At 68.8% G+C, this 429-nt stretch carries 1 protein-coding gene; it reads left to right on the forward strand.

The genetic code is table 11. The features are described from left to right. The coding region (locus tag LPA54_RS39705) for a hypothetical protein (RefSeq protein WP_228985262.1) at positions 1-429 on the forward strand (429 nt) is incomplete at both ends.

Below are 429 nucleotides of genomic sequence, written 5' to 3' on the forward strand. Positions count from 1 at the left end.
TACCTGACGAAGTCGACGGAGGCGACGTACCACGCCCCGTACACGCCGTCCCGGATGATCCCGGGTGACGAGTACACCGTCGACGTCACCCTCACCAACACCACCACCGGCATCTGGGCGGCGGGCGACCACGCGCTCTCCTACACCTGGTCGCTCCCGGACGGCACCGACGCCACCACCGGCGGCAACCAGCTTCAGACGGCGCTGCCGGACGAGGTCCTGCCCGGCGACTCGGTCACCGTGCCGGCCAGGCTGAAGGCCCCGATCAACTCGGACTCGGGCAACAGGCGCCTGGACTACGTCCTGAAGTGGGGCCTGAAGAACACCGCGACCGGTACCTGGCTGTCCGACAGCGACGGCATCGCCCCGCTGGCGCAGAACGTCCGTACGGAGGACCCGACCTCCAACCAGCTCGGCCTGGAGAAGTTC

The organism is Streptomyces sp. DH12, from assembly GCF_020873895.1.
Lineage (GTDB): Bacteria > Actinomycetota > Actinomycetes > Streptomycetales > Streptomycetaceae > Streptomyces.